The organism is Microbacterium hominis, from assembly GCF_013282805.1.
In the GTDB taxonomy this organism is placed as follows: Bacteria; Actinomycetota; Actinomycetes; order Actinomycetales; family Microbacteriaceae; genus Microbacterium; species Microbacterium hominis_B.
This window is the reverse complement of the sequence record NZ_CP054038.1, coordinates 3,337,100-3,363,888: the sequence shown is the minus strand read 5'-3', so window position 1 is coordinate 3,363,888 and position 26,789 is coordinate 3,337,100. Positions and strand designations below refer to the sequence as shown.

The following is a 26,789-nucleotide window of genomic DNA, read 5'->3' as shown; positions in this document are numbered from 1 at the left end:
GCGGGACCTCAGGCGCCGCCGAGGGCCTCCGCGACGACCGCGCGGGCCTCGGCCTGCACCTGCGCGAGGTGCTCGGGGCCGCGCAGCGACTCGGCGTAGAGCTTGTAGACGTCCTCGGTGCCCGACGGTCGCGCGGCGAACCACGCGTGCTCGGTCTGCACCTTGAGCCCGCCGATCGCTGCACCGTTGCCCGGGGCGTGCGAGAGCTTGGCCACGATCGGCTCGCCGGCGAGGTCGGTCGCCGACACGGCCTCGGGGGCGAGCTTCGACAGCGCCGCCTTCTGCGCGGGGGATGCCGGGGCGTCGACGCGCTGGTAGGCGGAGGCTCCGAACTCGGCATCGAGCTCCGCGTATCGCTGCGACGGGGTCTTGCCGGTCACGGCGAGGATCTCGGCGGCGAGCAGGCACAGCAGGATGCCGTCCTTGTCGGTGGTCCACACCGAGCCGTCGGTGCGCAGGAACGAGGCGCCGGCCGACTCCTCGCCGCCGAAGGCGACCGAGCCGTCGAGCAGTCCGGGCACGAACCACTTGAAGCCCACCGGAACCTCCAGCAGCTTCCGGCCGAGCGCGGCCACGACCTTGTCGATGATCATCGAGCTCACCAGTGTCTTGCCGACGGCGGCATCGGCGCTCCACCCGGGGCGGTGCGAGTACAGGTACTCGATCGCGACCGCGAGGTAGTGGTTCGGGTTCATCAGCCCCGCGTCGGGGGTGACGATGCCGTGCCGGTCGGCGTCGGCGTCGTTGCCGGTGAGGATGTCGTACTCGTCGCGGCGGGCGACGAGGGATGCCATCGCCGAAGGTGACGACGGATCCATGCGGATCTTCTCGTCCCAGTCCAGGGTCATGAACCGCCACGTCGGATCGACGTCGGGATTGACCACCGTGAGGTCGAGCCCGTGCACCTCGGCGATGAGCGCCCAGTAGTCCACGGAGGCGCCGCCGAGCGGGTCGGCGCCGATGCGCACGCCCGCGGAGCGGATCGCCTCGACGTCGATGATGTTCGCGAGGTCGCGCACGTACGCGTCGCGGAAGTCGTATTCGCCGAGGCTGTCGCCGTCGATGTCGGCGTAGCGGGTGCGCTTGACGCCGTCGAGGCCCGCGGCGATGAGCACATTGGCGCGGTCGGCGATCCACCCCGTCGCGTCGGTGTCGGCGGGTCCGCCGTGGGGTGGGTTGTACTTGAAGCCGCCGTCACGGGGCGGGTTGTGGCTGGGGGTGACCACGATGCCGTCCGCACGACCGGGGTCGGCGGCATCCCGGCCCTTGTTGTAGGTGAGGATCGCATGGGAGAGCGCGGGCGTCGGCACGTACGAGTCGCGTGCATCCACGCGCACGTCGACGCCGTTGGCGACGAGCACCTCGATCGCGGTGCGCTCGGCGGGCAGCGAGAGGCCGTGGGTGTCGCGGCCGAGGAAGAGCGGGCCGGTGATGCCCTGCGCGGCGCGGTAGTCGACGATCGCCTGCGTGGTCGCGAGGATGTGCACCTCGTTGAAGCTCGACGAGAGGCTCGAGCCGCGGTGTCCGCTGGTGCCGAAGGCGACGCGCTGCTCGGGGATCGAGGGATCGGGTCTGCGGTCGTAGTAGGCGTTGATCACCTCATCGATGTCGATGAGGTCGGATGCTTCGGCGGGCTGTCCTGCGCGACTCATGCGCTCAGTCTGTCATCCCGGTGCCCGGCCGCGCCGGGAAATGTCGTCGGCGGGCTGTCGGCGTCCTCACAGTGAATGGTCTGACCACAGGACTACCCTCAGAATGGTAGAGGACCTCCGCGCGGGCGTTCCCGCCGCGATCCACTCGATCCCGCACCCCCGAACAACGGTCACATCGTCATGCCCTCCACCGCCCCCGTCCGCGTGCCCGACACCGCGCCGATCCGCACCGTCCGCCGAGCCCGCGCCGCCACCCACGAGCGCCCGCGACTGACGCTCGCCTCGGCGCGCACCCTCCCGTCGGGAGCGCGCATCGTCGAGTTCGTGGCCGCGCACACGCGGGAGCTCGATCGCATCGCGGCGAACCTGTATGACGCGACCTCGACGGTGATGGTGAGATCGCTCGGCACGCAGACGCTGTGGGGCGCCGACGACCGCGGCTCGTTCACGATCCCGAGCGGACTGCCCGACGGGGTCTACACCGTGCGCGCGACGGTCCGCGACATCGCCGGCACCACCGCCACCGTCACGCACGCCGTCACTGTCGAGCGCGCACGCGCCGCCTGAGCCGGGCTGTCCTCACGCGCCCCGGCTAGGCTGAAACGCGTGACCGCCGAGCCCCACGCCCCGACCCGCCGCACCTACAGCTATCTGGGGCCGGCCGGGACGTTCACCGAGGCGGCTCTCGCCCAGGTGCCCGAGGCGCGCGGCCAGATCTGGCGGCCCGTCCGCAATGTCGGCGAAGCGCTCGCCGACGTCGTCGAGGGGCGCGCCGACGCGGCGATGATCGCGATCGAGAACTCGGTCGACGGCGGCGTCTCGACCGCGCAGGATGCCCTTGCGACGATCCCGGGCCTGCGCATCGTGGGGGAGTATCTGGTTCCCGTCGACTTCGTCCTCGTTGCCCGCCCCGGCACCGCGCTCGACGACGTGTCGCTCATCGCCGCGCACCCGGTCGCGTACGCGCAGTGCCTGCAGTGGCTCACCCGCACCCTCCCCGCCCACGCGCACATCCCCGCCGCGAGCAATGTCGCCAGCGCCATGGGCCTGCTCGACGGGTCGAGCGACGCCGATGCCGCGATCGCCCCGCCCGGCATCCTCGACCACCACGACCTCGAACTGCTCGCCTCCGGAATCGGCGACAACGCCAACGCGGTGACGCGCTTCGTGCTGGTCAGCCGCACGGTCGCCCCGCAGCCGCCGACCGGCGCCGACAAGACCTCGCTCATCGTGGAGCTGCCCGACGACCACCCCGGTGCGCTGCTGGAGATGCTGGAGCAGTTCGCCACCCGAGGCGTGAACCTGTCGCTCCTGGCCTCGCGGCCGATCGGCGACGCGCTCGGACGCTACCGGTTCGTCATCGACGCCGACGGGCACGTGGCCGACGAGCGCATGGCGGACGCCCTCATGGGACTTCGCCGGTTCAGCCCCCGCGTGATCTTCCTGGGTTCCTACCCGCGGGCCGACCGCACCCTCGTGCACTACCACGACCGCTACGCTGACGACATCTTCGTCGAGGCGCGCGACTGGCTGCGCGGGATCATCAGCGGAGAGCCGGAGGACTGAGATGACCCAGCCGTTCGCGTTCGACCCCGGCAACGCCGTGCACGCGAAGGCTCTCGCGCGGCTGGAGTCCGACGCCGAGCAGGTCGTCTGGATCGCCACGATCGGCCGTGACGGCTACCCGCACACCGTGCCGGTGTGGTTCCTGTGGCGCGACGGCAAGGCGTTCATCCTGAGCCAGCCCGAGACCGCGAAGGTGCGCAACCTCCGCGCCGACCCGCACGTGGCACTCAACCTCGAGGCGGGTGCCGACGGCGAGCAGCTGCTGGTGCTGCGCGGCGTCGCGACGCTGCACGACGACGCGTCGACCGCCCTCGCGGAGCAGATCGGCCCCGCGTACGTGGCCAAGTACGGCGAGTGGATGCTGCGCCTCGGCCTCACGATGGAGTCGATGGCCGCCGGCTACTCGACGGTCATCGAGGTCACCCCGCACAAGCTCATCGCCTGGTGAGGGTCACCGCCCGGTGACGGGCGCGTCGGCCGGCTGCGCGAGCGCGGCGGCGACGAGCTCGAGGGTCTGGGTGCGGCCGGGTGCGGCATCCATCGGCTCCGCCTCATACGCCCCCGCGATCGGCGAGAGCATGACCTCGTCGACGTCGTGCTTCGCGGCGAACGCGCGCACCTCGGCGGCGACCTCCTCGCCCGTGCCGACGAACCACGCCGCGCGGGCGCCGGCCATGATCTGCGCGCCGAGTCCGTCGAACTCGTCCGCCCCGGCCAGCGCCTGCTCGACCGTCTCCGACGGGCCGAGCGGCTTGTTCATCCGCAGGCGCGCCATCGAGCGCAGGTACGGCACGGCGCGCGCCTCGGCCTCGTCGTGCGTGGGCGCGGCCGCGACGTTCACGGTGAGGAAGGTGCGCGGCGCCGGCCGCGTCTCGGTCGGCTGGAACTGGGTGCGGTAGAGCTCGAGCGCACGCTCCAGACCCTGGCCCGAGAAGTGGTTCGCGAAGACGTAGGGGAGGCCGAACGACGCGGCCAGCTGGGCGGAGTAGTCGCTCGACCCCAGCAGCCAGACCTCCGGGGCGCTCGTGGCCGCCGGCGTCGCGTGCACGTCGTAGGTGCCGCCGCTGGTGAACCGCAGCGACGCGCCCTCGGGCGAGACGAGCGCGGCGATGTCGCGCACGTGGTCGGGGAAGCGCTCGACGTCGCTGGTCGTGCCGCTCTGCCGCAGCAGCTGCGTGATCACGGGGTCGGATCCGGGCGCGCGGCCGAGCCCCAGGTCGATGCGCCCGGGCGCGAGGGCCTCGAGCGCCGCGAACTGCTCGGCCACCACGAGCGGGGAGTGGTTGGGCAGCATCACGCCACCGGATCCGACCCGGATGCGCGTCGTGCGGGCGGCCGTCGCCGCCACCAGCACCGGCGGGGTCGTCGAGGCCACCGCGGGCATGTTGTGGTGCTCGGCGAACCAGTAGCGCCGATACCCGAGCCGGTCGGCTGTCGCCGCCAGAGCCAGCGACGCGGCGATCGCCTGGGAGCTGGTCTGCCCGGTGCGCACCGGCACCAGATCGAGGACGGACAGGGCCGGGGCGGGGGAAGTGCTCATCCCGGAAGACAACCGCCGTGAACGGGCGGCGTATTCCCGGGCCTGCGGCTGCGGGCGGGATGCCGCGCTCAGCGCCGCGCGGCCCGCTTGACCTCTTCGTACGCGTCGAGCGCCGCCTGCCGTGTCTGCTTCAGATCGACGAGCGGTTCGCGCTCGGCGCTGTCGGGTGCCCACTGCGCGACGTAAGAGCCCTGCGGGTCGAACTTCTCGGCCTGCAGCAGCGGGTTGAACACGCGGAAGTACGGGGCGGCATCCGCTCCGCTGCCGGCGACCCACTGCCAGTTGAAGGGATTGGATGCCGCGTCGGCATCCACCAGCGTGTCCCAGAACCATTCCTCGCCGCGTCGCCAGTCGATGAGCAGGTTCTTCACGAGGAACGACGCGGCGACCATGCGCACCCGGTTGTGCATGACGCCGGTGTGCCAGAGCTCGCGCATGCCGGCGTCGACCAGCGGGATGCCGGTGCGACCGCGCTGCCAGGCCTCGAGCTGCGTCGGGCGCAGCCGCGGCCACGGGAACGCGTCGAACTCGGGGCGCAGGTTCTTCGTCGCGAGCTGCGGGAAGTGGAACAGCGTGTGCCACGCGAACTCCCGCCAGCCGAGCTCGGAGAGGAACCGCTGCGCGGCCGAGGCATGGCGCTGCGCGGCAGGCGAGGACAGCGTCTCGTGCCACACCTGGTGCGGGCTGAGCTCGCCCCACCGCAGCCGCGGCGACAGTCCGCTGGTGACCCCGGCGGCCGGCTCGTCGCGCGCCCGGTCGTAGTCGGCGAGGTCATCGGCGAGAAAGTCCCGCAGGCGCAGGCGCGCGGCGAGCTCGCCCGGCTCCCACGTCTCCCGCAGGCCGCCCGCCCAATCGGGATGCCGCGGCAGCAGCATCCATTCGTCGAGGTCGGCGGAGGCGGGGGTGCGGGCCGGTCGGGGGATATCCCGCGGCTCGGGCAGCGGCGCACGCGGTGCGGGCATCGCGAGGCATGACTTCCAGAACGGGGTGAACACGGCGTACGACGTGCCGCCGCCTGTCTTCACGGTCCACGGCTCGAAGAGGAGGGATGCCGCGAACGACGCCACCTCGACCCCGTCGTCGCGCAGGGAGGCCTTGAGGGCGGCGTCGATCTCGCGCTCCGGTCCGCCGTAGCGGCGGTTCCAGAAGACGGCGCCGGCCCCGGCATCCCGCACCGTCTCGGCGATCACGCGGGCAGCCTCTCCGCGGCGGAGCACGAGCGGGCCGCCCCGGTCGCGGAGGCGTTCGTCGAGCGCGGCGAGCGCGTGGTGCAGCCACCAGCGTGCCGCGCCCCCGAGCGCGCGCACCCCCGAGGACTCCTCGTCGAGCACGTACAGCGCGATCACCGGCTCGCCGCGATCGAGCGCGGCGCGCAGAGCGGGGTTGTCGGCCAGGCGCAGGTCGTCTCGGAACCACACGATCGACGGGGACGGCATCCCCCCATCCTGCCGTTTCGTCCTCGCACCCGGCCGCCTCTTGACACGGCGGTCCAGCACCTTCCCTCCGCTGCTCCGCTGCTCCGCTGCTCCGCTGTCGCAATCTGCGCGCGCCACAACCGATTGCGACAGCGGAGCAGCGGGCGACAGAGCGGGTGCAGCGGCGGGCGAGGCACGTACGGTGCTCTTGCAAGAGTGCGCAAGTTCTTGCGTAAACTGTGCGCATGTCGAAGCGTCTCGCCGAGGTGGCGCGCAAGGTCGGAGTGAGCGAGGCCACGGTCAGTCGCGTGCTCAACGACAAGCCCGGAGTTTCCGACGCGACGCGCCAGGCGGTGCTCACGGCGCTCGACGTGCTGGGCTACGAGCGGCCGACGAAGCTGCGCGGCGAGCGCGCGCGACTGGTGGGGCTGGTGCTGCCCGAGCTGTCGAACCCGATCTTCCCCGCGCTCGCCGAGATCATCGGCGGCGGGCTCACGCAGAACGGCTACACGCCGCTGCTGTGCACGCAGAACGCGGGCGGGATCACCGAGTCCGACTACGTCGACCTGCTCCTCGCGCAGCAGGTCTCGGGCGTCATCTTCCTCGGCGGCAACTACAGCCAGGCCGATGCGCCGCACGGCCACTACGAGCGGCTGCGGCAGGTGCATCTGCCCACCGTGCTGGTCAACGCGCGCATCTCGTCGCTGGATTTCGCGACCGTGTCGACCGATGATCTTGCCGCGGCCGAGCAGGCCGTGCAGCACCTCTTCCATCTCGGACACCGCCGGATCGGGATGCTGCTGGGCCCGGCCGACCACATCCCGTCGCAGCGCAAGCTCGCGGCCGCGCGACCCCTGCTGGAGCGCCTGGGTGCGCCGCTGGACGACGCGCTGGTCGTGCGGGGCCTCTACTCGCTCGAGTCGGGCCAGGCCGGCGCGACGCGGCTGCTCGCGAACGGCGCCACCGCGATCGTCTGCGCCAGCGACCTGCTCGCCCTCGGGGCGGTGCGGGCGGCACGGCGTGCGGGACTGCGCGTTCCGGCCGACGTGAGCGTCGTCGGCTTCGACGACTCGGCGCTCATGAGCTGCACCGAACCCCCGCTGACGACGGTGCGCCAGCCGATCGAGTCGATGGGGCGCACGGTGATCGAGCTGCTGCTCGCCCAGATCGCCGGAACCACCGACGCCGGCGACGAACTGCTCTTCGAGCCCGAGCTCGTCCTGCGCGCCTCGACGGGCCCGCTCCCCGCCTGACCCCGCCGCCGGTGGGGCCGGCCATTCCCTTGCCGAAAACCGGTGATCCGGCGGAGACAGGCCGGGCGCCGCATCCATCGTCCTGTTCTCGGCGGATCACCTGTTCTCGGTCGGTGGCGAAGGGTGGATGCCGCGCCGCCGGCGAGGGGAGTGGATGCCGCACGCCGCGCTGCGGGAGAGGCGATGGACGCCGCGCGACGCGCTGCCGGTGGGGCCGGCCATTCCCTTGCCGAAAACCGGTGATCCGGCGGAGACAGGCCGGGCGCGGCATCCATCGTCCTGTTCTCGGCGGATCAGCTGTTCTCGGTCGGTGGCGAGGGGTGGATGCCGCGCACCGCGCCGCGTGAGAGGCGATGGATGCCGCGCTCGGCGCCTCGCGCCGTTGCATAATCGTGATCTTGCAGGGAACAGTCCAATACTTGCGCGATGACGAGCGCGCGAATACATTCGACGCATCGAGTCCTTTCAACGATGAGGGAGTGCCGTGGACACCGACGTCCTCACCCGACGCGCGAACCCCAGCGCGCCGTCGGACGCCGACCCGCAGTGGTGGCGGTCCGCGGTCATCTACCAGGTCTACGTCCGCAGCTTCGCCGACGGCAGCGGCGACGGCACCGGCGATCTCGCCGGCGTGCGATCGCGCCTGGGCTACCTCAAGGAGCTCGGCGTCGACGCGATCTGGTTCACGCCGTGGTACCCGAGTCCGCTCGCCGACGGCGGCTACGACGTGCAGGACTACCGCGCGATCGACCCGCGGTTCGGCTCGCTCGGCGAGGCCGAGGCGCTCATCCGGGAGGCGCTCGCCCTCGGCATCCGCACGATCGTCGATGTCGTCCCCAACCACATCTCCGACCAGCACGAATGGTTCCAGGCGGCGCTCGCCGCGGGTCCCGGCAGCCCCGAGCGGGAGCGGTTCTGGTTCCACCCGGGCAAGGGCGAGAACGGCGACCGGATGCCCACGGACTGGGTGTCGAACTTCCAGGGCACCACATGGACGCGCACCGCGAACCCCGACGGCACGCCGGGGGAGTGGTATCTGCACCTGTTCACGCCGGAGCAGCCCGATCTCAACTGGAACCACCCCGACGTGCGCCGTGAGCACGAGGAGATCCTGCGCTTCTGGTTCGACCGCGGCGTCGCCGGTGTGCGCATCGACTCCGCGGCCCTGCTGATCAAGGATCCCGACCTGCCCGAGGTCGGCGAGAAGCAGGGCCCCGGCCAGCATCCGACCGAGGACCGCGACGAGCTGCACGACATCTACCGCTCGTGGCGCGCGATCGCCGACGGCTACGGGGGCACCCGTGTGCTCGTGGGCGAGATCTGGCTGCCCGACATCGACCGCTTCGCCGCGTACCTGCGTCCCGATGAGATGCACACGGCTTTCAACTTCGACTTCCTCGCCCGTCCCTGGGGGGCCGCATCCTTCCGGACCTCGATCGATGCGACCCTCGCCGCGCACGCGCCGGTCGACGCGCCGGCGACCTGGGTGCTCTCCAACCACGACGTGACGCGCCCGGTCACCCGCTACGGCCGCGAAGACACGGCGTTCGCGTTCCTCAAGAAGCGGTTCGGCGTTCCGACCGACCCCGAGCTGGGTCTGCATCGGGCCCGCGCGGCCGCGCTGCTGGTGGCAGCCCTCCCGGGGAGTCTTTACATCTATCAGGGCGACGAGCTCGGCCTCCCCGAGGTGGAGGACCTCCCGCTCGAACTCATCCAGGACCCCATGCACTTCCGCTCGGGCGGCACCGATCCGGGGCGGGATGGATGCCGCGTCCCGCTGCCCTGGAGCGGCGACCGCCCGCCCTTCGGCTTCAGCGCCGACACCGGCTCAGCCGCAAAGCCCTGGCTGCCCCAGCCGGCGGAGTGGGGAGCCCTCACCGTCGAGGCCCAGGAGGCCGACCCCTCATCGACGCTCCACCTCTACCGCAGCGCCCTCCGCCTGCGCCGCGAGCTCGTCGCCCTGCGCGACGAACCGCTGGAGTGGATGGATGCCGCGCCCGCCGCAGCCGCCGCAGCCGCCGCAGCCGACGTGCTCGCCTTCCGCCGCGGCGACGCCTTTGCGTGCATCGTCAACACCGGCGACGCGTCGATCCCGCTGCCACCCGGCGCCGAGGTGCTGATCGCCAGCACCGCACTCGAGCACGGGCGCCTCCCCGGCAACGCCGCGGTGTGGCTGCGACTGCTGCCGGAGACGGCCGGCGCGGCATCCCGAATCCCGTCCCTGCCCACCACCCCCGAGGGCGACGCGCCGAGAGGCTGACGCGACGCCCGCACCCACGAAAGGAAAGACGATGAAGTCACCAGCCAGGGTCCTGCTCGTCGGCGTCACCGCCGCGGTCACGATCGGAGCGCTCGCCGGCTGCTCCGCCGGCGGCAGCGACGACGGCTCCGCCGACGGGAAAGTCGAGCTGCGTGTGGCGACGTTCCCGCCGGGCGCCGACGCCGCAGCCTACGAGGCCTTCGCCGCGCAGGAGGCGCAGTTCGAGGAGGAGCACCCCGACATCGATGTGATCGGCGTCGAGTACGAGTGGGAAGGCCCGACGTTCGCCGTGCAGCTGGCCGGCGGGAGCCTGCCCGACGTGTTCACCGTGCCGTTCACCGACTCCAAGACGCTGCTCGAGAACGGCCAGCTCATGGACGTCACCGACGAGATGGAGGAGCTCGGCTACACCGACAGCTTCAACCCCATCGTCCTCGACGGCGTGACCGGCGACGACGGGCAGATCTACGGCTTCCCCCGCCAGGCGTACGCGATGGGCCTCCACTACAACCGCGACCTGTTCGAGCAGGCCGGGCTCGACCCCGACAGCCCGCCGACCACATGGGACGAGGTGCGCGAGTACGCGAAGCAGATCCACGACGCCACCGGCAAGGCCGGCTACGCGCAGATGGCGATCAACAACACCGGCGGCTGGCAGCTCACCGCGCAGACGGTCGCCCGCGGCGGTCGCACGCAGATGGACGCCGAAGACGGCAGCGCCCAGTCGACCATCGACAACGACGGCACCCGCTCGACGCTGGAGTTCCTGCATGCGCTGCGCTTCGAGGACGACTCGTTCGGCTCGAAGATCGACCTCGACTGGGGCACGATCAACCAGGAGTTCGCCGCCGGCAACATCGGCATGTACACGTCGGGCTCCGACGTGTACACCGCTCTCGTGCGCGACTTCGGCATGAGCCCCGACATCTACGGCCTGGGCACCGTGCCCATCGAGGGCGACGACCCGGGCACGCTGGGCGGCGGCGACATCGCCGTGATCAGCCCGACCGTCGACGACGCGACCAAGGCGGCCGCCGTCGAGTGGATCGACTGGTACTACATGCAGAAGCTGATGAACGAGGATGCCGCGGTCGCCGACGCGAAGACGCTGAGCGAATCGGACCAGGCCGTGGGCACGCCGCTGCTGCCGGTGCTCAGCCGGGAGCTGTACGAGGAGTCGCTCACCTGGATCGAGCCGTACATCAACGTGCCGCGCGACCAGATGGCGCCGTTCACCGACACGATCTGGGAGCAGACCCCCGTGGGCGAGCCGAAGAAGTCGACGCAGGAGGTGTACGCGCTGCTCGACCCCGTCGTGCAGGCGGTGCTCACCGACGAGAACGCCGACATCGACGCCCTGCTGTCCCAGGCGCAGTCCGACGCGCAGGCGATCCTCGACCAGTGACGGCCACCCTTCCGGAGCGGGCGGCGGCGGCATCCACCCCGCCGCCCGCTCCGCCCGCCCGTCGCCCTCGCCGCACGCCGCTGACGTGGCTGCGAGGCGGAGGCCTGGCGAACCTGCTGTTCGTGGCCCCGATGGTGTTCGTGTTCTTCTTCTTCTCGTGGTCGCCGATCGTGCAGTCGGTGATCATGAGCCTGCAGAAGACGAACCTGATCGTCTCGGAGTGGGTGGGGTTCGACAACTACATCGCGGTGCTCGGCGACCCGCTGCTCGGCCGCGCGGTGATCAACACGGTGTACTTCGCAGTGCTGGCGCTGCTGTTCGGCTTTCCGCTGCCGCTGGCGATGGCCGTGCTCATGAGCGAGGTGCGCCGCGGCAAGGGGCTGTACTCGGCGCTCGCGTACCTTCCGGTCGTGATCCCGCCGGTGGTCGCGGTGCTCCTGTGGAAGTTCTTCTACAGCGCCGACCCCTCCGGCGTGTTCAACACGGTGCTCGGGTGGGTCGGCATCCCGCCGCAGCCGTGGATCTCCTCCGCCGTGCAGGCGATGCCCTCCCTCGTGCTCGAGGCCACCTGGGCAGCAGCCGGCGGGTCGATCATCATCTACCTCGCGGCGCTGCTGAGCGTGCCGCCCGAGCTCTACGACGCGGCCGAGGTCGACGGCGCCAGCATCTGGCGCAAGGTGTGGCACGTCACGCTGCCGCAGCTGCGCGGCATCCTCTTCATCATGCTCATCCTGCAGGTGATCGCCACCGCGCAGGTGTTCCTGGAGCCCTTCCTCTTCACCGGCGGCGGGCCCGCCGGCGCCACCCGCACGATCCTCCTCTACATCTACGACAAGGCGTTCCGGAACAGCCTCGGCGGCGACTACGGCGAGGCCACGGCGGTCTCGGTGCTGCTGGCGATCGTGCTGGCGTTGCTGTCGTGGGTGTACTTCCGCCTCACCAACCGCTGGAGCACCTCATGACCACCTCGATCGAGAACGCCCAGCGCAAGGAGGGGATGCGCGGACTGCTCGCCGACCTGCGCACGCGCCGGTCCGCCGCGCGGCGGGAGTTGGTGGATGCCGAGCGCACGGTGATCTCCGATTCCGAGCACCGTCGGCCGGGGACCCGATTCGGCATGGCCGCCGTGCATGTGTTCCTCTTCGTCTCGCTGGTGGTGGCCGGCCTCGGCCCGGTGCTGTGGCTGGCGAAGGCGGCGATCACGCCGACGCAGGACACCATCCAGCAGCCCTTCGCGCTGTGGCCGAACGGCATCGACTGGGCGAACCTGTCGACGGCCTGGAATGACATCCACATCGATCAGTACTTCTTCAACACGATCGTGATCGCCGCCGGCGCCTGGCTCACGCAGCTGTTCGTCGCGACCACCGGCGGCTACGCCCTGTCGGTGCTGCGGCCCAAGTACGCGCCGGTGCTGAACGCCCTCGTGCTCGCGACCCTCTTCATCCCGGGAATCGTGCTGCTGGTGCCGCTCTATCTCACGATCGTGTCGCCGCCCCTGCTCGGTCGCGACGCGAGCATGCTCAACACCTACGCGGCCGTGTGGCTGCCGATGGCCGCCAACGCGTTCAACATCCTGCTGGTGAAGCGGTTCTTCGACAATCTGCCGAGGGAGATCTTCGAGGCAGCCAGGACCGACGGGGCGGGACCGTTCCGGCTGTTCTGGTCGATCGTGCTGCCGATGTCGAAGCCGATCCTCGGCGTGGTGTCGGTGTTCGCCATCATCGCGGCGTGGAAGGACTATCTCTGGCCGAAGCTCGTGCTGCCCGACCCGGCGGTGCAGCCGCTGTCGGTGCGCCTTCCCGACGTGCAGAGTCAGACCGAACTGGACGTGTTCCTCGCCGCGCTCGCCATCGCGACGCTCATCCCGATCGCGATGTTCCTGGTGTTCCAGTCGGTGTTCCTGCGCTCGGCCGGTCTCGGGGGAGCGGTGAAGGGCTGACCGGTCAGGCAGAGTCCTGCCGCTCCGCTGTCACGATCGGCCATTCATCCGGCCGATTGCGACAGTCGAGCGGCCTGACGTGCGGTCAGAGGCGCGAGACGTCGTGGCCTTTGGGCAGGGCCACCAGCAGCGCGCCCGGCTCGACGCGGGCACGCACCCGCACCGCCAGCCCGAACTCGTCGCCGTCCAGCTGCACCGGCTTTCCCTCCGACGCAGCGACCTCGATGCCGGCCCCGCGCTGGTAGCGCACCGAGCTGTCCTTCGTGCGCAGCGAGAGCACCTGACGGCCGGCGCGGAAGCGCCGCAGCACGGAGTTGTCCCACGCGACCCGTCGCCACACCAGCACCCAGCCGAGCGGTCCCTTCGGCTGGAAGATCACCACGTCGAGGGCGCCGTCGGAGATCGACGCCTCCGGAATGAGGTCGAGCCCCGCCGGCAGCTTGCCGCAGTTGGCGAACAGCACACTCTGCACGCGGGTGGTGTGGAGGCGATGGCCGGGAAGCTGGTACATCACCCGGAACGGCTTCGCGTTCGGCAGCGAACGCGCCGCGCCGTCGACGTAGGCCACCCAGCCCACCTGCTTCTTGAGGGCCGGGTTGGTGTTCGCGATCATCGCGGCATCCAGCCCCATTCCGCCCATGACCACGAACGCGCGCTCCTCGCTGGAGCCGTCGGGTCGCGCCATCTCTGCGAAGCCGACGTCCATGGCGACGCGGTCGCCGTCGAACGCCGCCGCGATCATCGCGTCGCGATTCACGAGGGGGAGCCGGAGATTGCGGGCGAGGAGATTGCCGGTGCCGCTCGGCACGATCGCGAGCGGAACACCCGAACCGCTCATGGCCTCGGAGACCGCGCGCACGGTGCCGTCGCCGCCGGCGACGAGCACGGCGTCGGCGCCGGCATCCAGCGCCTCGCGGGTCACGCCGTCGCCGAGGTCCTCCACGCGCGTCTCGTAGAAGAGCGGCTCGGCCCACCCTGCCCTGGCCGACGCCTTCTCGACGGCGGCACGCAGGGTTGCGGCATCCACTTTCGTGGGGTTGTAGACGAGGGCGGCACGCGCCGCTCCGCCCTGCCCCCGAGGCGACGGCTTGCTGCTGTCGGGGGAGGGGGCCTTCGTCATGCGTACACCCTATTGCCGCGGGCCCTGAGCGGGCGGGATGCCGGGAAATCCGGCGCGACTAGGATTGACGGGTGATCGATCCCGTCCTTCTTCGCGAGAATCCCGAGCTGGTCAAGCGCTCGCAGGAGGCGCGCGGCGAGTCTGCCGACACCGTCGACGTCGCCCTCGCCGCCGACCGCGACCGCCGCGGCGCCATCACGACGTTCGAAGAGCTGCGCGCCGCGCAGAACGCGCACGGCAAGAAGGTCGCGCAGGCGCCCAAGGAGGAGAAGGCCGCACTCGTGGCCGAGGCCAAGCAGCTCAGCGAGCGGGTGAAGCAGGCCCAGCACGCGGTCACCGCTGCCGAGGAGGCGGCGAGCGAGGCGCTCTCGAAGATCGAGAACATCGTGATCGACGGTGTGCCGGCCGGCGGCGAGGACGACTTCGTCACCCTCCGCACCCACGGCGAGGTGCCCGCATTCGACTTCGAGCCGCTCGACCACCTTGCGCTCGGCGAGAAGCTCGGCGCCATCGACATGGAGCGCGGCACCAAGGTCTCGGGGAGCCGGTTCTACTTCCTCACCGGCATCGGCGCCCGGCTCGAGCTCGCGATCATGACGCTCGCGCTCGACAGGGCCCTGCAGGCGGGCTTCACCCCGCTCATCCCGCCGACGCTCGTGCGTCCCGAGGTGATGCGCGGCACCGGATTCCTCGGCCAGCACGCCGCCGAGGTGTACCACCTCGAAGAGGACGACCTGTACCTGGTCGGCACCAGCGAAGTGCCCCTCGCCGGCTACCACATGGACGAGATCCTCGACCTCGGCGGCGGCGCGAAGCGCTACGCCGGCTGGTCGACGTGCTATCGGCGCGAAGCCGGCTCGTACGGCAAAGACACCCGCGGCATCATCCGCGTGCACCAGTTCAACAAGCTCGAGATGTTCGTCTACACGACGCACGAAGACGCCGAGGCCGAGCACCTGCGCCTCGTCGCCCTCCAGGAGGGCATGCTGCAGGATCTGGGCCTCAGCTACCGCGTCATCGACGTCGCCGCCGGCGACCTGGGGTCCAGCGCCGCGCGCAAGTACGACGTCGAGGCGTGGGTGCCCACCCAGGGCTCGTACCGCGAGCTGACGAGCACGTCGAACTGCACCACCTACCAGGCGCGCCGGCTCGACATCCGACACCGGCTGCCCGCCGATCAGGGCGGCAAGACGCAGCACGTCGCGACCCTCAACGGCACGCTCGCCACCACGCGGTGGATCGTGGCGATGCTGGAGACCCACCAGCGCGCCGACGGGTCGGTGACCGTGCCCGAGGTGCTGCGGCCCTACCTCGGCGGCCTGGAAGTGATGGAGCCTATCGCGTGACCGAACCTCATCTCCCGCCCACCGGCAGCATCAAGGTCGTCGGCCAGAAGAAGGCCGCGAAGATCGTCGAGCGAGTGGCGCGGGAGACCGAGGATCCCTCCGTCGCCACCGAGCGCCTGCTCATCGTGCTCGACATCGACGGCACGGTGCTGCTCGAAGACGAGTCGCTGAGCCCCGGCGTCGTCGAAGCCGTCGAGCACGCGCACCGCGCCGGGCACGAGGTGATGATCGCCACCGGTCGCAGCTGGGAGGGCACGCGCGGCATCCTGCGTGTGCTCGGCATCGCGCCCGAGTACGTGGTGTGCTCCAACGGGGCGGTGGTCCTCAAGCGAGTGGATGCCGCGGAGCTGCGATACGAGCGCGACCACGTCGAGACCTTCGACGCCCACGAAGTGCTCACTCTGCTGCGCGAGCATCTCCCCGACGCCCGGTACCTCGTCGAGCTTCCCGACGGACGACGCCTCTACACCGAGTACCTCGACGACTGGAACCTCCACCAGGCGCGCCGCGTCGAGTTCGCCGAGCTGTCGGCGCAGCCGGTCTGCCGCGTCGTCGTCGTCGCGCCCGAGCAGGGGGAGCACGACTTCCTCGAGCTCGTCTCGCGCATCGGCCTCAACCAGGTCTCGTATGCCGTCGGCTGGACCGCATGGCTGGACATCGCCCCAATGGGCGTCGACAAGAGCACAGGGCTCGAGATCGTGCGCTCCGAGCTGGGCATCGACCCCGCCCACGTGCTGGTGATCGGCGATGGCCGCAACGACGTCGGCATGTTCCGCTGGGCGCTCGACAACGGCGGTCGTGCGGTGGCGATGGCTCAGGGCCCGCAGGAGGTCCGGGATGCCGCGGGCGAGGTGACCGCGTCGGTCGAGGCGGGCGGGGTCGCGGCGGTGCTGCGCGCGCTCTGACGGCCCGCAACCGCACGCTTCAGCGGTCCGTCGGGCTCGAAAGGCGATCGGCGCGCCGTTCAGGTCACCCACAGATGCCGTTGGAAGAATGGCTCGGCAGTGCTGTCGGCTAGACTCGACGCTTGTTCGACGGATGCTCCGGCATCCCGTCGGGAGGGTTGTCCGAGCGGCCGATGGACCTGGTCTTGAAAACCAGTGGGCAGCAATGTCCCGTGGGTTCGAATCCCACACCCTCCGCTCATGCAACGGGTCGGGGGACCCCAGAGATCTTGACCCCTGAGAGGCCCTGTGAACGAGACGACCACGCACGCCAGGAGGCGCCGACGCACTGTCGCGCGTCACGGTGAGCTGCGGTCGCCGCACCCGTTCGGGATGCTCCTCAGGGTGGTCGGGATCATCGCCGCGGTTCTGCTCGTCTCCGGCGCCGGCGTCGCCGCGTATGCCGCGATCGACTTCACCACCAGCTTCACCTCCGACGCGGTCGACCTCGAGGGGCAGGAGTCGGTGCCACCCGACATCGGCGCGATCGAGGGCGGCGTGAACCTCTTCCTCGCCGGCACCGACGCCTGCGAGCCCGAGTACGCCTCGATCTTCGGCGAGCGCTGCACCGGACCGGATGCCGAAGTCGAGCTCAACGATGTGAACATGCTCGTGCACATCTCGGACGAGCCGCGCAAGGTCACCGTCATCTCCTTCCCGCGCGATCTCATGGTGCCGATCCCCGAGTGCACGGACGAAGACGGCACGACCACGGAGGCGATCACCAAGGCGCAGATCAACGAGGCCTACGGGATCGGCGGGCTCGCCTGCGTCACCAAGACCGTCTCTGCGCTCAGTGGTCAGAACATCCCGTTCGCCGCGAAGATCACCTGGGGCGGCGTGATCGAGATCACGAACGCGATCGGTCCTGTCGAGGTGTGTCTGGCCAGCGGCATCCGCGACCGGTTCACGGGCATCGACTGGCCGGCCGGCACCCGCGAGGTCGTCGGCGTCGACGCGCTGCAGTTCCTGCGCACCCGCCATGGCGTCGGCGACGGATCCGACCTCGGCCGCATCGCGAACCAGCAGCAGTACATGTCGCGCCTGGCACGCAAGGTGGTGAGCGCCGAGACGCTCACCAACCCCACCACGCTGCTCACGCTCGCGCGCACGGCCGTGGAGAACATCACGCCCAGCCGCAGCCTCACCAACCCGATGACGCTCGCGCAGATCGCGCTGGCCGTGAAGAACGTGCCGTTCGAGGACATCGCCTTCGTTCAGTACCCCGTGCTGGAAGACCCGTTCGACACCAACCGCGTGGTGCCCGACGAGGATTCCGCCGCCGCCCTGTGGGCGGCGCTCGAGGCGAACGAGTCGGTGAGCTTCACCAACGAGGCGGGTTCCTTCGACGGCACCGTCGCCGACCCCAACGCGGCGGTGACCCCCACGCCGACACCTGCCGAGGCGTCGCCCGAGGCATCCCCGAGCGCTTCGCCGACGCCCGCGCCGACCTCGGTCGCGTTGCCGGAGAACGTCAAGGGCTCCACCGCCGCGGAGGCCACCTGCTCCAACGGAAACCTGCGCGGGTTCGGCGGCTGAGAGTCGGGATCCCGCCGGGCTGGCGCCGCACACTCGGTCGGTTCGGGATATCCGCGCCGACCGGTTATGATTGCTGAGCGCGTCCGCGCGGCTTCGGCTGTCGGGCGCCTGGAGACGTCGCATAGTCAGGCCTAGTGCACCACCCTGCTAAGGTGGAGTCCTCGCAAGGGGACCGAGGGTTCAAATCCCTCCGTCTCCGCAGAAAAACCCCCGGTAAACCGGGGGTTTTCGCGTTCGGCTCAGAAGAGCATGTTGCGCGTCGAAGGCCCCAAGTTCGGGTCCGGGGTCCCCCAGGGGTCCCCCGCTGAAATCTCGCCCTCTGCGCGGGCCAATCTCTCGGCGTGATCGCGCCGCTGATCCTCGCCCAGAACGTGTGCGTAGACGGCGAGGACGGTGCGAGCCTCGTCACCCAAGTACTCGGCAACTTCGTTGACCGGAGTGCCCAGGCGCAGCCACGTCGACGCGGCGTAGTGGCGGAGGTTGTGTCGTTCGAAGCCGAGGGGGAACTTTCGCACGACGCCGACGCTGAGTTGTTCGCCCAGCTTGTTGGTGAACAGGTAGTCGTTGGGGTGCTTGCGCGCCGCGTACTTCTGGAAGATCTCGTGCGCTCGTGGTGACAGAGGGAGGGTTCGCTTGCCGCGCCACGACTTGGGGTTCTTCTCGTCGTAGCGGTCCGAGTGAGATCGCTCGACGATCAGTTGTGGGAACGGCAGGAGAGCTATCGATTCGGCACGAAGCGCTCGCGCCTCACCCCAGCGGATGCCCGTCAACGACATGAACTCGAACACGTCAGCGATATCGGGACGCTTGTCCCTTACGGTGGCGATCGCCTCGGCCAGACGCGTAGGAGTGGGCACATCCTTCGGGCTGATCGCGCGCTGGGTGGACGCGCTCAGCTCGGGGATCTTCTTCATCGTCCGGACGGGGTGCGCCTGGTGCAGAAGGCCCTGCTCCGACGCGTACGTGAAGAGCGCGCTCAGAGTGGTCTTCTCGCGCGCGACCGTGGACGGCTTCTTCTTCACAAGCTGCCGGATGAGGTGTGCGCGGATGTCCTCGGCATGTATTGACGCCAGCGGACGAATGAGCAGCGACTTGGGAAGGGCGGCGATGTTGTGTCGATCCGTGTCGACTGTGTGAGGGTTTCCGCTCGCGCGTGCCTCGAGGAACATCTCGACCAGGTTTCCGAGTGTGAAGGTGCGCTTCGGGGGTAGCGGCTTCCCGGTTTCAATCCGATGCTTCTGGTCGCGTTCCCACGCTTCCGCTTCGCGGCGTGTATCGAACGCGCGGGTGGCGATGAGTTCGCGGCCAGACTTCACGCGCGCCTTGTAGTACGTGCGCCCATCAGCTGTCTTGCGGACCTCGATGCTCACGGCTCGATGCCGGCGAGTCTGTGGATGTCGATCCGGCGGTAGACGCGGCGATGATCCGTGAGCGGGATTGGCTCGACCGGTGACTTGCCCTGCAGGGCGAGGGCGCGGAGGGTCGTCCGGTGGATCCCGAGGCGATCGGCGGCCTCAGCTTCGGAGTAGAAGAAGCACTCAAGGTGATCGTCGTGCGGGACCGGTGGTGCGTCCGCCTCGTCGACGATCTCTTCAGTCTGTGTTTCGAAGTACTCAAGCACCTGCGGGGCGGCCGGCGTTGTAGTTCATGCCATCCAGGCGCCCCGCCTTGCGTGCGTCGATGATCCACTGCGATGCGGTGCGGTGGGGGATCCCGAGTTCGTGCTGGATTCGCTTCGCCGGCGGCAGTCCGGCCAGTGCCGCACTGCCGTAGAGCAGTTCCACGACTTCCATACGCAGTGCACTGCCTCCGCGCTTGATGACCTCGGCGGCTACGAGCGGCGGCAGGATGCGACCCTCGGATGCCGTCAGCTGATCGACCGAGAGCCACACAGCCTTCGGATCGCTCTCCTCCTCAAGGGTGAGGAAGATGCATCGCACGGCTGCGGCCTGCACGATCGCCTGCATCCCGACCTTCGCGACGGTGGGGTAGTTCACCTCGACATCGTCGCGGGTGGCGATGTTTGTGACCGCCTTGAGGTTGCGCTCGGCCAGCACGGCATCGAGGACGACCACGAGGTTGAGGTCGAGCTTGCGCACGTCACTCACGAGCACATCCTCTCAGCCTTGCGCGCGGCTGCCTCGATCAGCCGCGCCGTCTGCGGCGGCCGAGGTATGTCGACAGCGCGACGGCGCCGAGCAGTGCGATGCCGTTGAAGACGTTCGCTGCCCAGCCGCTCGCCCCTGACAGCGTGAGGCCGGAGACGGAGATGGAGACGAAGACCGCACCCACGATCGTCCCTACCACGTTGAAGAACCCCGGGACGATGGTGGTGGCACCCAGGAAGACGGCGGCGAGAGCCGGAAAGAGCAGCTCGTTACCGGCAGAGGCGGTGGCGCTGCCCATACGTGAGAGCTGCATGACACCCGCGCCACCCGCGATGACAGCCGAGACGACGAATGTCCACCACACGTTGCGGTCCACCCGCACACCGACGAGGCGGGCCGAAGCCGCGTTCGAGCCGATGGCGTACAGCGAGCGGCCGAAGGGCGTGTGGGTGAGCAGGTACCACGCCACCGCGGCGAGCCCGAGAACGACGTACACCACCGCAGGGAGGCCCAGGAAGCGCGCCGAGCCGAACCGGGTGATGGCCGGATCAATCCCGGCAACGATCGTCTGTCCGCTGGTGTACCACAGCGTCACGCCCGAGATCAGCATCGCCATCGCGAGAGTCGTGACGAACGGGCTCATGTGCAGGCGGGTGACGAAGTAGCCGTTCAGCAGCCCGACGACTCCGGCGATGAGGATCGGCAAGATCACCGCTGCCCACAACGGAAGACCAGCGTTGACCATGAAACCCGCTGACAGGACCTGCGCCATCGCGGCGATCGCGCCCAGCGAGAAGTCGAAGTATCCCGCGACCAAAGGGAAGAGAGCCGCGAGCGCGATTGTCGCAACCACCGCCTGACTGCCGAGGATCACGTTGAGGTTGTTCACGGTCGGGAAAGCGGCGCTGGACGCGGGGAGCACGCTGAAGAATGCGTACACCGTGACGGTGAGGATGACCAACGCGTAGTTCTCGAAGAACCTCCCGACGCGCGACGGCCTGCGGTGTGTCGGGACGACGTCGGTGTCTGTCACGGATGTCGGAGGGGCGGTGGTGTTGGTCATGATGATGTCTCCTCGGGACGGCTGAGGCTGGAGGCCGCCGATGCGGCACCGTCGGTTCTCAGCAGCAGAGCGGTCAGTTCGTCGATGTCGGTGTCGGCGGCGGCCACCTCGTCGACGATGCGTCCCCGGGCCAGAAACGCGATGCGGTCGCACAGGGCATGCAACTCGGTCATGTCGCTCGAAGCGACGACCACGGCGCAGCCCTCGCCCGCGGCGGCACGGATGGTGGTGTAGATGTCAGCGCGACTCATCACGTCCACGCCTTGGGTGGGCTCGTCAAGCAGGAGTAGTCGCGGTGTGCGCTGCAACCAGCGCGCGAGGACCACCTTCTGCTGGTTGCCGCCCGACATCGAACTGAACAGGGAGTCGGGTCCGGCGACCTTGACACCGAAGGACCGAATGAGGGATGCCGCAGCCACGCGCTCACGGCGGCGCGGCATCCATCGACCCCGGAAATACTCGGTGAGCATCGCTACGGCGAGGTTCTCTCGCACTGACCGGTCCATGAAGGCGGCTTCACGCACTCGGTTCTCGGGAACCAGCGCCACCCCTGCTTCCATGGCATCGGGAACGTGACGCGGGCAGTATGCCTCGCCATCAATCGCCATCACGCCCGCCTGGGGAGAGACCGCACCGAAGAGGACCTTGAGCAACGAGGATCGGCCGCTGCCGACCAGGCCGGCGATGCCCACGATCTCGCCGCGGTGCACGGCGAGATCGACCCCGCGCAGCGGACCTGAGACCAGGCCGCGCACCTCGAGCGTGACCGCCCCGGTCGAATGGCTCGTCTCACCGGTGGGCCGCAGCGCGACGGTGGAGCCGCCGGCCATGATCCCGATGAGCTCCTCCTCGCTCGGCTGGGAGTCCACGAGGGCGCCGGCGACGCGTCCATCGCGGAAGACGGTGAAGTCATCCGCGATCGACAGCACTTCCTGTAGGCGATGACTGACGATGACGACGGTCTGTCCACGGTCGGCAAGGCGCCGCACACGGTCCAGCAGGATCCGCGACTCGTGCGCTGCCAGAGTGGCGGTGGGCTCATCAAGGACGAGCACGAGGCGTCCCGCCTCGCTCCCTTGAAGCGCACGTGCGATCGCGACCATCGCGCGGTCGGATGGCCGCAGTCGTCCGACCGGCATGGTCGGATCGACGTCCAGTTCATACTCGGCGAGCACGCGAGAGACGTCACGGCGCAGCATCCGCCAATCGATCCCGCCCAGTGCGTTGCGGGGATACCCGGCATCGATGGCGAAGTTCTCGGCGATCGACAGCTGCTCGAACAGCCCGAGGTCCTGGTGGACGAAGCGCAGCCCTGCATTGGCCGCGGCCGACGCAGACCAGCTGTCGAGCGGGTGATGGACGCCGAAGACGCGCAGGTCGCCCGCGTCGGCGTCGTAGACGCCCGCGAGCAGCTTGATCGCCGTGCTCTTGCCCGAGCCGTTGCCGCCCAGCAGTGCGTGCACGGTGCCGACGCGCACAGACAGGGTCGCGCCCCGCAACGCTCGCGTGCCACCGAAAGACTTGGTCAGCGCGCTCACCTCGAGAGCGAGGTCCGGGCTGGCCGATGCGCTCATGAGGACTCCTTCGTCGCAGTGGCCGCTCTGCCACTGGCCCTGATGCAACCATGCAGCGCGTTCGGCGAGAACGTCGTCGTGACGATGGCTGCTATCGGATCCGCCTCGCCGACGCCATGGACGACGAACGGGCTCCGCGCTCGATGGCGCGGAGCCCGTTGCGGCGAGGCTGCGCGTCAGTTCGCGCCCCACGCGGTGCTGAAGAGGTCGCGGAAATCGACTGATCCCTGATACGAACCGGAATCGACCATGTTGTGGTCCGCGTCGATCGCCTGCATCGACTCGCCGATGTCGACCGGCTGCTCGCCCGCAAGCACTCGCAGAGCCGTGTCGATCGAGCCCCAAGCACCCCACTCGACGGCTGAACCGATGGTCGCATCGATACCCGAACCTCCCTGGCGGATCAGGTCGAGTGCCGGCGCATCGCCTGCGCGGCTGACCACGAGCAGCTGCTCGTCAAGGCCTGCCTGAACGATCGCGGCCGCGAGGCCGTTGGTCAGCCACGCATCGATCGGCACGATCAGGACGTTGGCGTCCGGCTCTGCCAGGAGCGCCGTGGTGACCTTCTGGACAAACGAACCGTCGGCGACCTCGGGGTCGGAGATGTCGATGGTGGCCAGTGCCTCTCCGCTGCCACCCAGCTCTTCGAGCTCCGCGAGGAAGCCGTCGGTGATCCAGGGCCCCCACACCTGCCCGGTGAAGTTCAGCACAACCGGCTTCACATCGCCGTCGGTCTTGCCGAACGCGTAGTCCGCCTGCAGCTGACCGAAGGCGTTCCACTGCTCGATCGGGGTGTAGTCCGACAGCCACAGCCGTTGGGCAGCCCAGAGCTTCGGTTCGCAGTCGTCCACTCCGCCGCCGCCGACGATCGTGATGCCCGCGTCGACCGCTTCCTGGAATGCCGCCTGTGCGATGCCGCAGCCGATACCGATCGGAACGATGATGTCCGCGCCGCCTGCGATTGCCTGCCGGATCGCGGTGGCAAAGCCCTCGGGGTTGAGCTTGCCGTCAGCGACGGTGGCAGTCCATCCGGCGATCTCGCCGGCCTCGGCGGCGGCGGCCGCCGGCACCGCGCAGCCGGGGATCTGCTCGCCGCAAGAAACGACGTACAGGTTCAGCGCGTCGCCCGAAGCGGTCGGCGCCAGATCGGCCAGATCGGAGCCGATGCCCTCATACGCTCGCTCGAGCGCCGCCTGCGCCTCGGGGCTCATTTCGGCAGTGGTACTCCCGCCTGTCTCGTCGGGAGTCGCCCCGCCGTCCGAACACGCCGTGATCGCGAATGCGATCGCGGCACCCACCATCACGACCTGGATGCTTCTGACTGTCGTCTTCACCTGGCACACTCCTGCTGTGTCTGGAGGCGTCGACCTATGCACGGCCTCATTGCCTCGCTCTGGTGCTGGCGTCGTCGCCAACGGGCTCATCTCACCGCTCACGCGCTGGATCGGGAACATCGAGCTGCCGATGGCTTGCATCGGGCGGTCGACACCTTGGCCGGTACCATCCACTCATGGGCGCCGACCACGACCTCAACTTGCTCGTGCCGTTGCGCGCGCTGCTCGAAGAGGCCAACGTCACCCGTGCCGCACAGCGTGTGCAGATGGGTCAGTCGTCCATGAGCTCGGCTTTGGCGCGGCTGCGCGCGGTGTTCCACGACGAGTTGCTGGTGCGGGTGGGTCGTGAGTATGCCCTGACGCCCCTCGCGCGTGTGCTGCTGCCGCAGGTGCAGGCCGCTGTGCCCCGGATCGAGCGGGTGCTTGCCGGTGATGCCCGGTTCGACCCTTCGGAGCACCATCGGCGCTTCTCGATCATGATGACGGACTACGGCGCCATGCGGCTCCACGAAGCCATCGCTGCTGCGGTCGCCGAAGCGCCTGGATTCGCGGTCGATGTGATCCCGTTACCGGAACGGCCGATTGAGAGCGAGCGGGATCTGTTCACGCACGACTTCGTCGTCACAGTACCCGAGGTGGGCATCGAGGGACGCAGCGCACCCCTCCTCGCCGACGAGTACGTCTGCCTGCTCGACCCCGCGAACCCGGCGATCGCGGACGGGGAGCTGACGTTCGAGGACTTCGCGCGTTTGCCCAGCGCCGTCGCGGACTTCGGCCGCATTCACTTCACGCCCGCCGACCGGCGACTGCGCGAGCTCCCCGGGGAGCGGGCGGCGCCCCGTGTGACCAGCGCAGCGTTCCTGTCGCTACCGTCGGTGGTCGCGGGCACCGATCTCGTCGCGGTGGTGCCTCGCGTGCTGGCCGAGCGTCTGGGCCCGCCGACGAGGACAGTGTTCGTCGCGGCGCCGTTCGAGCCGGCTGGTATCGAGTTGCTGCTGTGGTGGCACGAAAGCCGTGACAGTGACCCCGCCCACGTGTGGTTCCGCGAACGACTACTCGAGACGTTCGCGGAATCCGTCGAGGCAGATGATGGTGACGTCTGCTAATCGGCGAGGCGCTCAGGATCGGGGATGACGCGGATTTGCGCGCCGTCGATAACGACGCTCTACGGAGCGATGCGCGCCGGGTTGGGTGTAACCCGGATCTCCGTGCCTTCAACGGTCACCCGGTGCGTTGCCATCGGCTCGGTGGCAGGCTCTGAAACGACCGAACCGTCCCGCAGGCAGAACCGCCCCGCATGGTTGGGGCATTCCACCACTCCAGCGTCGATGTATCCGTCGGACAGAGAGCCGTTCATGTGAGAGCAGCTGTCGTCCAGTGCGAAGTACTCGCCTCGATCATTGAATACCGCCACGTCATCGACGGTCCCGAGCACGCTGGCGTCCACCTTGATCGCCCAGCCCTCGTCGATATCGCCAACGCTCGCGACCACGATCCCTTCCTGCATGCGAACCTCCATGTTCGTCGATGAACCTCGAGCGAATGCACCAGGCAAAGCCGGTCCATTCTGGCACTTGAGCAAAATGGTATTTGCATTAGCATTAGCTTTCAAGTGGTCGAGGCGGACTCCGGTTCGTGTCGCCGACGGGGACACGCCCCGAGAATCTCGAAAGGATCGAAGATGATCAATCTGCTCTCCCACCTGTCGTTCGTGGCGATCACGTCGCCGGACGTCGAGGCATCCGTCAAGTTCTACGAGGAGCAGGTGGGGCTCACTGTCGTGGACCGCATCGATGGTTCGGTGTATCTGCGCTGCTGGGGTGACTACTACCGCTACAGCGTTGTGGTGGTTCCGGGGTCGGAGCCGTCCCTTGCCACGATGGCGTGGCGCACCTCCTCGCCCGAGGCGCTGGAAGAGGCGGCTCGTCGTGTGCTCGAGGCCGGCGCCGAAGGCGAATGGTTCGAGGGGCACACGCTCGGCCGCGCGTTCCGGTTCATCGGCCCGGGTGGGCACAGCATGACCCTGCATTGGGATGTCGAGCACTACCGGGAGACCGAAGGCGACTCCGCATCGATCTACCCCGACCGTCCGGCGCGCCGCAGCAAGGTCGCGGGAGCTCCCCGCCAGCTCGATCACGTCACGGTTGCCACGAGCGACGTCGACGCCTTTGTCCAGTGGTACGTCGATGTGCTCGGTTTCCGCTTCATGGCTCGCACCGTCCTCGACGAGGCTCCGATCTCGGTGTTCTCCGTCCTCACCACGAACGAGAAGTCCCACGACCTCGGCGTCGTCCTCGACGGCTCGACGCGGGCGGGACGAATCAACCACTACGCGTTCTGGGTGGACACCCGCGAGGAGCTGCTCATCGCTGCCGACACGCTGATGGAGAACGGCATCCCCATCGAGTACGGCCCCAACATCCATGGCATCGGGGAGCAGACCTTCCTGTACTACCGTGAGCCTTCGACCCTGCGCATCGAGCTGAACACGGGTGGCTACCGCAACTATGTGCCCGACTGGGAGGCGAACACCTGGACCCCGTCGCAGGGCTCCAGCAACTTCTATCGGAACAGTGCGATGCCGATGTCGATGACGGAGTCGTTCCCTGCTGCCGATGGACCGTCGGCGACGGAGGAGGGCGTGCCCGACGAGATCCGCGACGCGCTGATCAATCCGTACGCCAAGCACGGTCGCGGTTGAGCTGGCTCGACCAGCGATGCTCCATTC

At 69.2% G+C, this 26,789-nt stretch carries 24 protein-coding genes and 2 tRNA genes; 15 read left to right on the top strand and 11 right to left on the bottom strand.

Annotated elements, in window-relative coordinates:
* Positions 1-8: 8 nt before the first annotated feature.
* Positions 9-1,652 carry a phosphoglucomutase (alpha-D-glucose-1,6-bisphosphate-dependent) gene (gene pgm / locus HQM25_RS15175; protein WP_172990986.1) on the bottom strand — a complete coding sequence of 548 codons (1,644 nt, stop codon included), beginning with the start codon at positions 1,650-1,652 and terminating at the stop codon, positions 9-11.
* A 180-nt stretch (positions 1,653-1,832) separates the two neighbouring features.
* On the opposite strand from pgm, the gene HQM25_RS15170 reads away from it, so the two are divergent.
* The 3 genes from HQM25_RS15170 to HQM25_RS15160 are packed head-to-tail and all read left to right on the top strand — an operon-like array spanning position 1,833 to position 3,666.
* Positions 1,833-2,219, top strand: coding sequence for an Ig-like domain-containing protein (locus tag HQM25_RS15170; RefSeq protein WP_172990985.1), 387 nt, complete (start codon positions 1,833-1,835; stop codon positions 2,217-2,219).
* Between the two features lie 39 nt (positions 2,220-2,258).
* A complete protein-coding gene (pheA, locus tag HQM25_RS15165) occupies positions 2,259-3,218 on the top strand; it encodes a prephenate dehydratase (RefSeq protein ID WP_172990984.1) in 960 nt (319 codons plus the stop codon).
* Between the two features lies 1 nt (position 3,219).
* Positions 3,220-3,666, top strand: a complete 447-nt coding sequence (locus tag HQM25_RS15160; RefSeq protein ID WP_172990983.1) for a pyridoxamine 5'-phosphate oxidase family protein — start codon at positions 3,220-3,222, stop codon at positions 3,664-3,666.
* 3 nt (positions 3,667-3,669) lie between these two features.
* On the opposite strand, the gene HQM25_RS15155 is transcribed toward HQM25_RS15160, so the two are convergent.
* Complete coding sequence (locus HQM25_RS15155; protein WP_172990982.1) at positions 3,670-4,758, bottom strand: LLM class flavin-dependent oxidoreductase; 1,089 nt, start codon at positions 4,756-4,758, stop codon at positions 3,670-3,672.
* Between the two features lie 68 nt (positions 4,759-4,826).
* Positions 4,827-6,194, bottom strand: coding sequence for a cryptochrome/photolyase family protein (locus HQM25_RS15150; protein WP_172990981.1), 1,368 nt, complete (start codon positions 6,192-6,194; stop codon positions 4,827-4,829).
* A gap of 224 nt (positions 6,195-6,418) precedes the next feature.
* On the opposite strand from HQM25_RS15150, the gene HQM25_RS15145 reads away from it, so the two are divergent.
* The 5 genes from HQM25_RS15145 to HQM25_RS15125 all read left to right on the top strand — a co-directional run bounded on the left by HQM25_RS15145 (position 6,419) and on the right by HQM25_RS15125 (position 13,033).
* On the top strand, positions 6,419-7,426 hold the full coding sequence (locus tag HQM25_RS15145) for a LacI family DNA-binding transcriptional regulator (RefSeq protein ID WP_172990980.1): 1,008 nt from the start codon (positions 6,419-6,421) through the stop codon (positions 7,424-7,426).
* Between the two features lie 484 nt (positions 7,427-7,910).
* Positions 7,911-9,686: a glycoside hydrolase family 13 protein gene (locus tag HQM25_RS15140; protein WP_172990979.1), complete on the top strand. Its 1,776-nt coding sequence runs from the start codon at positions 7,911-7,913 to the stop codon at positions 9,684-9,686.
* A gap of 31 nt (positions 9,687-9,717) precedes the next feature.
* Positions 9,718-11,091 carry an ABC transporter substrate-binding protein gene (locus tag HQM25_RS15135; protein ID WP_172990978.1) on the top strand — a complete coding sequence of 458 codons (1,374 nt, stop codon included), beginning with the start codon at positions 9,718-9,720 and terminating at the stop codon, positions 11,089-11,091.
* On the top strand, positions 11,088-12,053 hold the full coding sequence (locus HQM25_RS15130; protein WP_172990977.1) for a carbohydrate ABC transporter permease: 966 nt from the start codon (positions 11,088-11,090) through the stop codon (positions 12,051-12,053). The genes HQM25_RS15135 and HQM25_RS15130 overlap by 4 nt, the downstream gene beginning before the upstream one ends.
* Complete coding sequence (locus HQM25_RS15125) at positions 12,050-13,033, top strand: carbohydrate ABC transporter permease (protein WP_217275158.1); 984 nt, start codon at positions 12,050-12,052, stop codon at positions 13,031-13,033. Before HQM25_RS15130 ends, HQM25_RS15125 begins: the two co-directional genes overlap by 4 nt.
* A gap of 85 nt (positions 13,034-13,118) precedes the next feature.
* Here HQM25_RS15125 and HQM25_RS15120 read toward each other — a convergent pair whose 3' ends face one another.
* Positions 13,119-14,153, bottom strand: coding sequence for a diacylglycerol/lipid kinase family protein (locus HQM25_RS15120; RefSeq protein WP_172990976.1), 1,035 nt, complete (start codon positions 14,151-14,153; stop codon positions 13,119-13,121).
* Positions 14,154-14,224: 71 nt separating this feature from the next.
* Between HQM25_RS15120 and serS the strand changes: the two genes are divergently transcribed.
* The 5 genes from serS to HQM25_RS15095 all read left to right on the top strand — a co-directional run bounded on the left by serS (position 14,225) and on the right by HQM25_RS15095 (position 18,181).
* On the top strand, positions 14,225-15,499 hold the full coding sequence (gene serS / locus HQM25_RS15115) for a serine--tRNA ligase (protein ID WP_172990975.1): 1,275 nt from the start codon (positions 14,225-14,227) through the stop codon (positions 15,497-15,499).
* Positions 15,496-16,404 carry an HAD family hydrolase gene (locus HQM25_RS15110; RefSeq protein ID WP_172990974.1) on the top strand — a complete coding sequence of 303 codons (909 nt, stop codon included), beginning with the start codon at positions 15,496-15,498 and terminating at the stop codon, positions 16,402-16,404. Before serS ends, HQM25_RS15110 begins: the two co-directional genes overlap by 4 nt.
* Positions 16,405-16,556: 152 nt before the next feature.
* A tRNA-Ser gene (locus HQM25_RS15105) sits at positions 16,557-16,641 on the top strand.
* 147 nt (positions 16,642-16,788) lie between these two features.
* Positions 16,789-17,982 carry an LCP family glycopolymer transferase gene (locus tag HQM25_RS15100; protein WP_254359390.1) on the top strand — a complete coding sequence of 398 codons (1,194 nt, stop codon included), beginning with the start codon at positions 16,789-16,791 and terminating at the stop codon, positions 17,980-17,982.
* Positions 17,983-18,092: 110 nt separating this feature from the next.
* Positions 18,093-18,181 (top strand) — tRNA-Ser (locus tag HQM25_RS15095).
* 40 nt (positions 18,182-18,221) lie between these two features.
* Here the strand turns inward: HQM25_RS15095 and HQM25_RS15090 are convergent.
* The 6 genes from HQM25_RS15090 to HQM25_RS15065 form a co-directional block, all read right to left on the bottom strand.
* Positions 18,222-19,352: a tyrosine-type recombinase/integrase gene (locus HQM25_RS15090; RefSeq protein WP_172990972.1), complete on the bottom strand. Its 1,131-nt coding sequence runs from the start codon at positions 19,350-19,352 to the stop codon at positions 18,222-18,224.
* Positions 19,349-19,603: a hypothetical protein gene (locus tag HQM25_RS15085; protein ID WP_172990971.1), complete on the bottom strand. Its 255-nt coding sequence runs from the start codon at positions 19,601-19,603 to the stop codon at positions 19,349-19,351. Before HQM25_RS15085 ends, HQM25_RS15090 begins: the two co-directional genes overlap by 4 nt.
* A complete protein-coding gene (locus HQM25_RS15080; RefSeq protein WP_172990970.1) occupies positions 19,596-20,090 on the bottom strand; it encodes a hypothetical protein in 495 nt (164 codons plus the stop codon). The genes HQM25_RS15085 and HQM25_RS15080 overlap by 8 nt, the downstream gene beginning before the upstream one ends.
* Positions 20,091-20,127: 37 nt before the next feature.
* Positions 20,128-21,153, bottom strand: a complete 1,026-nt coding sequence (locus HQM25_RS15075) for an ABC transporter permease (RefSeq protein WP_172990969.1) — start codon at positions 21,151-21,153, stop codon at positions 20,128-20,130.
* Positions 21,150-22,727: a sugar ABC transporter ATP-binding protein gene (locus HQM25_RS15070; RefSeq protein WP_172990968.1), complete on the bottom strand. Its 1,578-nt coding sequence runs from the start codon at positions 22,725-22,727 to the stop codon at positions 21,150-21,152. Before HQM25_RS15070 ends, HQM25_RS15075 begins: the two co-directional genes overlap by 4 nt.
* A 176-nt stretch (positions 22,728-22,903) precedes the next feature.
* On the bottom strand, positions 22,904-24,070 hold the full coding sequence (locus HQM25_RS15065) for a substrate-binding domain-containing protein (RefSeq protein ID WP_217275157.1): 1,167 nt from the start codon (positions 24,068-24,070) through the stop codon (positions 22,904-22,906).
* 167 nt (positions 24,071-24,237) lie between these two features.
* Between HQM25_RS15065 and HQM25_RS15060 the strand changes: the two genes are divergently transcribed.
* Entirely contained in the window at positions 24,238-25,167 is a 930-nt protein-coding gene (locus HQM25_RS15060; protein ID WP_172990966.1) for a LysR family transcriptional regulator, read from the top strand.
* Positions 25,168-25,226: 59 nt separating this feature from the next.
* On the opposite strand, the gene HQM25_RS15055 is transcribed toward HQM25_RS15060, so the two are convergent.
* Positions 25,227-25,568: a non-heme iron oxygenase ferredoxin subunit gene (locus tag HQM25_RS15055; protein WP_172990965.1), complete on the bottom strand. Its 342-nt coding sequence runs from the start codon at positions 25,566-25,568 to the stop codon at positions 25,227-25,229.
* A 174-nt stretch (positions 25,569-25,742) separates the two neighbouring features.
* On the opposite strand from HQM25_RS15055, the gene HQM25_RS15050 reads away from it, so the two are divergent.
* Positions 25,743-26,762 (top strand): VOC family protein, encoded by a 1,020-nt coding sequence (locus HQM25_RS15050; protein WP_172990964.1) that lies wholly within the window; start codon positions 25,743-25,745, stop codon positions 26,760-26,762.
* Positions 26,763-26,789: the final 27 nt, after the last annotated feature.

Bases quoted from the DNA above. Each gene is read 5' to 3' on its own strand.
- HQM25_RS15125 (WP_217275158.1), top strand. From the start codon at position 12,050: ATGACCACCTCGATCGAGAACGCCCAGCGCAAGGAGGGGATGCGCGGA.
- HQM25_RS15055 (WP_172990965.1), bottom strand. From the start codon at position 25,568: ATGCAGGAAGGGATCGTGGTCGCGAGCGTTGGCGATATCGACGAGGGC.
- HQM25_RS15160 (WP_172990983.1), top strand. From the start codon at position 3,220: ATGACCCAGCCGTTCGCGTTCGACCCCGGCAACGCCGTGCACGCGAAG.
- HQM25_RS15155 (WP_172990982.1), bottom strand. From the start codon at position 4,758: ATGAGCACTTCCCCCGCCCCGGCCCTGTCCGTCCTCGATCTGGTGCCG.
- HQM25_RS15145 (WP_172990980.1), top strand. From the start codon at position 6,419: ATGTCGAAGCGTCTCGCCGAGGTGGCGCGCAAGGTCGGAGTGAGCGAG.
- HQM25_RS15135 (WP_172990978.1), top strand. From the start codon at position 9,718: ATGAAGTCACCAGCCAGGGTCCTGCTCGTCGGCGTCACCGCCGCGGTC.
- HQM25_RS15120 (WP_172990976.1), bottom strand. From the start codon at position 14,153: ATGACGAAGGCCCCCTCCCCCGACAGCAGCAAGCCGTCGCCTCGGGGG.
- pgm (WP_172990986.1), bottom strand. From the start codon at position 1,652: ATGAGTCGCGCAGGACAGCCCGCCGAAGCATCCGACCTCATCGACATC.
- HQM25_RS15050 (WP_172990964.1), top strand. From the start codon at position 25,743: ATGATCAATCTGCTCTCCCACCTGTCGTTCGTGGCGATCACGTCGCCG.
- HQM25_RS15170 (WP_172990985.1), top strand. From the start codon at position 1,833: ATGCCCTCCACCGCCCCCGTCCGCGTGCCCGACACCGCGCCGATCCGC.
- HQM25_RS15060 (WP_172990966.1), top strand. From the start codon at position 24,238: ATGGGCGCCGACCACGACCTCAACTTGCTCGTGCCGTTGCGCGCGCTG.
- HQM25_RS15075 (WP_172990969.1), bottom strand. From the start codon at position 21,153: ATGACCAACACCACCGCCCCTCCGACATCCGTGACAGACACCGACGTC.
- HQM25_RS15070 (WP_172990968.1), bottom strand. From the start codon at position 22,727: ATGAGCGCATCGGCCAGCCCGGACCTCGCTCTCGAGGTGAGCGCGCTG.
- HQM25_RS15150 (WP_172990981.1), bottom strand. From the start codon at position 6,194: ATGCCGTCCCCGTCGATCGTGTGGTTCCGAGACGACCTGCGCCTGGCC.